The organism is Streptomyces sp. (genome assembly GCF_036566765.1).
GTDB lineage: Bacteria > Actinomycetota > Actinomycetes > Streptomycetales > Streptomycetaceae > Streptomyces.
The window spans coordinates 1-6,161 of the sequence record NZ_DATCVQ010000628.1 but is presented as its reverse complement, the minus strand read 5'-3'; the positions used below and the strand labels follow the sequence as shown (position 1 = coordinate 6,161).

Here is a 6,161-nt window from a genome sequence, read left to right as displayed (position 1 = left end):
GCGGATCGCGCGGACCGCGGCGGCGAGCTCGGCCTCGTCGGGCCGCGGCCGGCGCACCCGCCAGACCCGCTCGGCGAAGAACTCCACGGGCCAGTCGTACGCCTCGGTCTGGACGTCCTGCGGCAGCGCGAGGGTCACCGCGCCGGTCTCGGCGGGGTCGGACAGGGTCCGCGCGGCGGCGAGGGCGGCGGGAATCAGCGCCTCGGGGCGGGTGACCCGGTCGAAGTACTTCGAGACCGGCCGCAGGCAGTCGTTGACGGACAGGTCGCCCGCGTACGGGACTTCGAGCTGCTGCAGGACGGGGTCGGCGGGGCGGGTCGCGAACACGTCGCCGGGCAGCAGCAGCACGGGCAGCCGGTTGACGGTCGCGAGGGCCGCGCCGGTGACCAGGTTGGTCGCGCCGGGGCCGATGGAGGTGGTGACGGCCTGCGCGGAGAGCCGGTTCGACTGGCGGGCCCAGCCGACGGCCGCGTGCACCATGGCCTGCTCGTTGCGGCCCTGGAGGTACGGCATGTCGTCGGCGTACTCGACGAGCGCCTGTCCGATCCCGGCGACGTTCCCGTGGCCGAAGATGCCCCAGGTCGCCGCGATCAGCCGCTGCCGGACGCCGTCCCGCTCGGTGTACTGGCACGCCAGGAAGCGCACCAGGGCCTGTGCGACGGTCAGCCGCTCCGTGTTCATCGGCAACCCTCCGTGCAGCTCATCGGTAGCCCTCCGGGTGGTCGGGGTGGAACCGGATCCGCCACTCCCGCTCGGCGCCCGGGCCCGCCATCACGTTCAGGTAGTACATGGGGTGGCCGGGCTGGGCGACGGACGGGCCGTGCCAGCCGTCGGGGACGAGGACGACGTCACCCGTGCGGACCTCGGCGAGCATGTCGGCGCCGCCGGGGCGGGACGGGGAGATCCGCTGGTAGCCGAGGCCGTCGCCGGCGATCTCGTAGTAGTAGATCTCCTCCAGCTCGGACTCCTCGCCGGCGATGTGCTCGTCGTGCTTGTGCGGCGGGTACGAGGACCAGTTGCCGCCGGGCGTGACGACCTCGACCGCGATCAGCCGGTCGCAGGCGAACGCGCCGGCGGCGGCGAAGCCCCGCACCTCGCGGGCCTGGACGCCGCTGCCGCGGGCCTCGACGGGAACCTCCGGCGCGGGGCCGTAGCGTGCGGGGAGTCGTCGCTCGCACTTCGCTCCTGCCAGGGCGAAGCGGCCTCCCGCACCGGAGGCGATCAGCGCGCGGGCCTCCCTCGGCACGTACGCGAAGTCCGTGACTCCGTCGAACACGCTTGTGCGGCCCCGCAGTTGGAAGATCTCGCCGTTCACCTGAACCGTACAGCCGCCGGTCAGCGGAAGCACGATCCATTCGAACTCTCCGCTGTCGAAGGCGTGGCTCGCGCCGGGTCCGAGGGCGAGGGTGCGCAGCGCGGAGTACGTCCAGCCGGCCCGTTCGGGGTCGACGAGCAGGACGTAGGGCGCCTCGGCGGCACACCCGGCGGGCAGATGGAGGTCGGAGCCGGTCTTGTCCATGTGTCCTCTCATCGTCGGCGCTTCCTCAGCGTGCGTCGAGGAGCCCGGCGGCGGTGTCGACGGCGGCGGCCACGTCGCCGTCGGGCGGGTAGAGCAGGGACCGGCCGACGACCAGGCCGCGGACGGTGGGCAGGCGCAGCGCACCGCGCCACTTCTCGTACGTCGCGTCCTGGTCGGGGCCGACGTCGCCGCCGAGCAGCACCGCGGGCAGCGTCGAGCTCTCCATCACCCGGGCCATGTCGTCGGGGTTCTCGGTGACCGGGACCTTGAGCCAGGTGTACGCGGAGGTGCCGGCGAGCCCGGAGGCGACGGCGAGGGAGGTGGTGACGGCCTCGGCGGACAGGTCGTTGCGGAGCCGGCCTTCGGGGCCGCGGCGGCAGACGAACGGCTCGACGAAGACGGGCAGTCGGAGCGCGGCCATGGCGTCGACGGTACGGGCGGCGGTGTGCAGGGTGTCGAGGGAGCCGGGGTCGTCGTAGTCGATGCGCAGCAGCAGCTTGCCGGCGTCGAAGCCGAGCCGGGCGAGGTCCTCGGGGCGGTGGCCGGTGAACCGGTCGTCGAGTTCGAAGGCGGCGCCGGCCAGACCGCCGCGGTTCATGGAGCCGACGGCGAGCCGGCCTTCCAGGGCGCCGAGGAGGAGCAGGTCGTCGAGGATGTCGGCGGAGGCGAGGACGCCGTCGACGCCGGGCCGGGACAGGGCGAGCCGGAGCCGTTCGAGCAGGTCGATCCGGTTGGCCATGGCGAGCGGGCGGTCGCCGACGGCGAGGGCGCCGCGGGCGGGGTGGTCGGCCGCGATGATCAGCAGCCGGCCGCGCTCGCCGAGCAGCGGCCGGCGCGGCCGACGGGCGGCGGCCTCGGCCACGGCCTCGGGGTGCCGGACGCGGACCTGGACGAGCTCGCCCAGGTCGATCGGCGCGAGGGCTCCCCGCTCGGGGGCCTCCGGGGCTGCCGGGTCGGGTGGGGCAGGGGTGATCATGGGCGGACTCCTGTGGGGCGGACCGCGCCGTCGGCGAGGACCTGCTCGATCTCCTCGTCGTACGGCATGGCCGAGGAGCAGGCGAGGCGGGCGGCGACGAGGGCCCCGGCGGCGTTGGCGTACCGCAGGGTGTCCTCCAGGGACCGGCCCGCGAGCAGTCCGTGGCAGAGCGCCCCGCCGAAGGCGTCGCCGGCGCCGAGGCCGTTGACCACCTCGACCGGGACCGGGGGCACGTCGGCGCCCTCGCCGTCGGCGGCGAGAGCGAGGACGCCCTTGGGGCCCTGTTTGACGACGGCGAGCCGGACCCCGGCGGCCAGCAGGGCGCGGGCGGCCGCGTGCGGTTCGCGCTCGCCGGTGGCGATCGCGCACTCGTCGAGGTTGCCGACGGCGACGGTGGCGTACCGCAGGGCCTCGCGGTAGTGCCGCCGGACCTCGGCCGGGTCGGGGCCCGCGCCGGGGGCCGCCTCGTTCCAGAGCATCGGCCGCCAGTCGAGGTCGAAGACGGTGTGCTGCCCGTCCGTCGCGGTGCGGGCCCGAGAGCGCAGGGCCTCCAGGGTGGCGGTGCGGCTGGGCTCGGCGCTCAGGCCGGTGCCGGTCATCCAGAAGACGCGGGCCGCGCCGATGGCGGCGAGGTCGAGTTCCTCGGGGCGGATCTCCAGGTCGGGGGCCTTGGGGCGGCGGTAGAAGTAGAGCGGGAAGTCGTCCGGCGGGAAGATCTCGCAGAAGGTGACCGGGGTCGCAGAGCCCTCGACCGGGGTGACCCAGCGGTCGTCGACGCCGAAGGCCCGCAGTTCGCGGTGCAGGTAGTCACCGAAGGGGTCCGCACCGGTGCGGGTCACGACGGCGGTGCGCCGGCCGAGCCGGGCGGCGGCGACGGCCACGTTGGTGGCCGAGCCGCCGAGGAACTTGCCGAAGGTCTCCACGTCGGCGAGCGGCACCCCGGCCTGGAGCGGGTAGAGGTCCACGCCGATCCGCCCCATGGTGATCACGTCGTACGGGTCCTGCCGCTGCATGCACGCCGCCTCTCGTGTGGCCCGGCACCAGATCTAGTCCCGGTCCGGAAGCCTGTCAACATTTTGTCCTTACATTCGGACGAACTCTTGACCCCTCTTCCGCCCACGGCCAAGCTGAGCCGCATGACACCGACGTCCCCGCAGTCGTCCCTGTCCCGGATCCGGATCGGCTCCGCCCCCGACTCCTGGGGAGTGTGGTTCCCCGACGATCCCCGCCAAGTGCCCTGGGAACGCTTCCTCGACGAGGTCGCGCGGGCCGGGTACGCATGGATCGAACTCGGCCCGTACGGCTATCTGCCCACCGACCCGGCGCGACTCACCGAGGAGACCGCGCGCCGCGGGCTTCGCGTCTCGGCCGGCACGGTCTTCACCGGACTGCACCACGGGCCCGCCGTCTGGGAGCGGACCTGGGCGCACGTCGCCGACAACGCGGCCCTGGCCCGGGCGACGGGCGCCGAGCACCTCGTCGTCATCCCCTCGTTCTGGCGGGACGACAAGACCGGCGAGGTCCTGGAGGACCGCGCCCTCACCGCCGGGCAATGGCGCGATCTGACCTCGCTGACCGAGCGCCTGGGCCGGGAGGTCCGGGACCGGTACGGGCTGCGGATCGTCGTCCACCCGCACGCGGACACGCACATCGACACCGAGGAGAACGTGGCGCGGTTCCTCGACGCCACCGATCCGGAGCTGGTCGCGCTCTGCCTGGACACCGGCCACTACGCGTACTGCGGCGGCGACAACGTCAAGCTGATCGAGACCTACGGCGAGCGGATCGGCTACCTCCATCTCAAGCAGGTCGATCCGGAGATCCTGGCCGGGGTGGTGGCCGACGAGGTGCCGTTCGGCCCGGCCGTGGCTCGGGGCGTGATGTGCGAACCGCCGGCCGGGGCGCCGGCCCTGGAGCCGGTCCTCGCGGCGGCGCAGGCGCTGGGCGTGGAGCTGTTCGCCATCGTGGAGCAGGACATGTACCCCTGCCCGCCGGACAAGCCCTTCCCGATCGCCGAGCGCACCCGTCGTTTCCTGCGCTCCTGCGGCGCATGACGACGCGTCACTTTTGTCACGTCCGTCCCTCCCTCGTCACGCATGTCTCCATTACGCAGGTCTTCCGTCACAGCCGGTCGACAAGCCCTCTCCCGCGGAAGGGGGCCCTCGTTCAACGGGCACAGGCTCAGTGATCGCCAGCGTTCGCGCCCGCAGCTCCCCCGACGGCACCCCCCGGCCGCAGCTGCGACGCACGCAGGGAGGTGCCACGCATGACGGACAGAAGGCTCTGGTCGTACAAGGACATCGCCGCGCACATCAGGGTGCAGCCGGACACGGTCCGCTCCTATCGGAAGCACGGCCTGCTCCCGCCGCCCGACCGGGTGGAGGGCGGCAAGCCCTTCTGGTACGTGGACACGATCCGATCCTGGGTGGCCAACCGCCCGAGCAACCGGAGCCGCCGGGACTGACCCGCCCCCACACGCACGGGGCCCCGCACCCAACCGGGGTGCGGGGCCCTTCCACGTCCGGGGCGGAGGGGGCTGCTAACTCCCCACCGGCTCCTTCTCCCGGTCGCGCTCGGGCGCCGCCACGTCGGATATCGTCTCGCCGCCCTCGCTGATGCCGAACCGGTCGTGGAAGCGGCGCAGCGGGCCGGGGGCCCACCAGGTCAGCCGGCCGGTCAGCTTCATCACGGACGGGACGAGCAGGCTGCGCACGACCATCGCGTCCATCAGGACGGCCAGCGCGATCCCGAGGCCGAGCATCTTGGTGTTGGTCACCCGCGAGGTGCCGATGGCCACCATCACGACGGCCAGGATCACCGCGGCGGCCGTGATCAGCCCGCCGGTGCGGCTCAGCCCGAACCGCACGGAGTGCTCGTGGTCGCCGGTGGCGTCGTACTCCTCCTTGATCCGGGAGAGCAGGAACACCCCGTAGTCCATGGAGAGTCCGAAGGCGACGCAGAACATGAGCACCGGCAGGGTGGTCTCGATGTCGCCGGTCGGGGTGAAGCCGAGCAGCCCGGACAGGTGCCCCTCCTGGAAGACCCACACCATCGCGCCGAACATCGCCGTCAGGCTGAGCGCGTTGAGCAGCACGGCCTGGATCGGGATGAGCAGGCTGCCGGTGAGCAGGAAGATCAGCAGGAGCGTGACCACCACGATGATCGCCAGCGCCCAGGGCAGCCGCTCGCCTATCGCGTCCTTGGAGTCGGTGAGCACCGCGCCCATGCCGCTCACCGAGGTCTCGAAGGGGGCCTGTTCGGCGCGGAGTTCGCCGACCAGGGCCTGGGCGCGCGGCCCCACGCCCTCGCCCTCCGGCTGCACGCTGAAGTAGGCGTGCGTCCCCTGGACCACCGGCCCGTCCACCCGCACGACGCCGGGCAGCGCGTCGATCCGGGTGCGGTACTCGGCGTACTGCGCGGGGGTGGCGCGGCCCTCGGCGAGCACGGTGAGCGTGCCGCCGGGGCTGCCGGGGAAGTCGTCCCGCAGCGTGTCCTGGACGACCCGGGACTCGGAGCTGGTGGGCAGCTGACGGTCGTCGGCGGTGCCGAAGGAGACGTTCAGGAAGGGCAGTCCGAGCAGCACCAGGCCGACGACGGTGGCCACGGCGAAGACCGGGGCCCGGCGCATCACCAGCGCCGCCGCCCGCGCCCAGCCGGCCCCGGACG

The 6,161-nt window shown here is 73.4% G+C and carries 7 protein-coding genes; 2 read left to right on the top strand and 5 right to left on the bottom strand.

Annotated features, from left to right (window positions below; translation table 11 throughout):
- From VIU94_RS36605 to iolC, 4 genes are all read right to left on the bottom strand, one after another.
- A partial coding sequence (locus VIU94_RS36605; RefSeq protein WP_331918528.1) for a thiamine pyrophosphate-binding protein occupies positions 1–681 on the bottom strand: 681 nt, incomplete at its 3' end.
- Positions 682–700: 19 nt separating this feature from the next.
- Complete coding sequence (iolB, locus tag VIU94_RS36600; protein WP_331918526.1) at positions 701–1,531, bottom strand: 5-deoxy-glucuronate isomerase; 831 nt, start codon at positions 1,529–1,531, stop codon at positions 701–703.
- Positions 1,532–1,544: 13 nt separating this feature from the next.
- Positions 1,545–2,492 (bottom strand): Cgl0159 family (beta/alpha)8-fold protein, encoded by a 948-nt coding sequence (locus VIU94_RS36595; protein WP_422664593.1) that lies wholly within the window; start codon positions 2,490–2,492, stop codon positions 1,545–1,547.
- Positions 2,492–3,508 (bottom strand): 5-dehydro-2-deoxygluconokinase, encoded by a 1,017-nt coding sequence (gene iolC / locus VIU94_RS36590; RefSeq protein ID WP_331918522.1) that lies wholly within the window; start codon positions 3,506–3,508, stop codon positions 2,492–2,494. The genes VIU94_RS36595 and iolC overlap by 1 nt, the downstream gene beginning before the upstream one ends.
- Before the next feature lie 123 nt (positions 3,509–3,631).
- Here iolC and VIU94_RS36585 point away from each other — a divergent pair, with 123 nt between their 5' ends.
- Positions 3,632–4,549 carry a sugar phosphate isomerase/epimerase family protein gene (locus VIU94_RS36585; RefSeq protein WP_331918520.1) on the top strand — a complete coding sequence of 306 codons (918 nt, stop codon included), beginning with the start codon at positions 3,632–3,634 and terminating at the stop codon, positions 4,547–4,549.
- Positions 4,550–4,761: 212 nt separating this feature from the next.
- Complete coding sequence (locus tag VIU94_RS36580) at positions 4,762–4,959, top strand: helix-turn-helix transcriptional regulator (protein WP_331918518.1); 198 nt, start codon at positions 4,762–4,764, stop codon at positions 4,957–4,959.
- 75 nt (positions 4,960–5,034) lie between these two features.
- On the opposite strand, the gene VIU94_RS36575 is transcribed toward VIU94_RS36580, so the two are convergent.
- A partial coding sequence (locus VIU94_RS36575; protein ID WP_331918516.1) for an MMPL family transporter occupies positions 5,035–6,161 on the bottom strand: 1,127 nt, incomplete at its 5' end.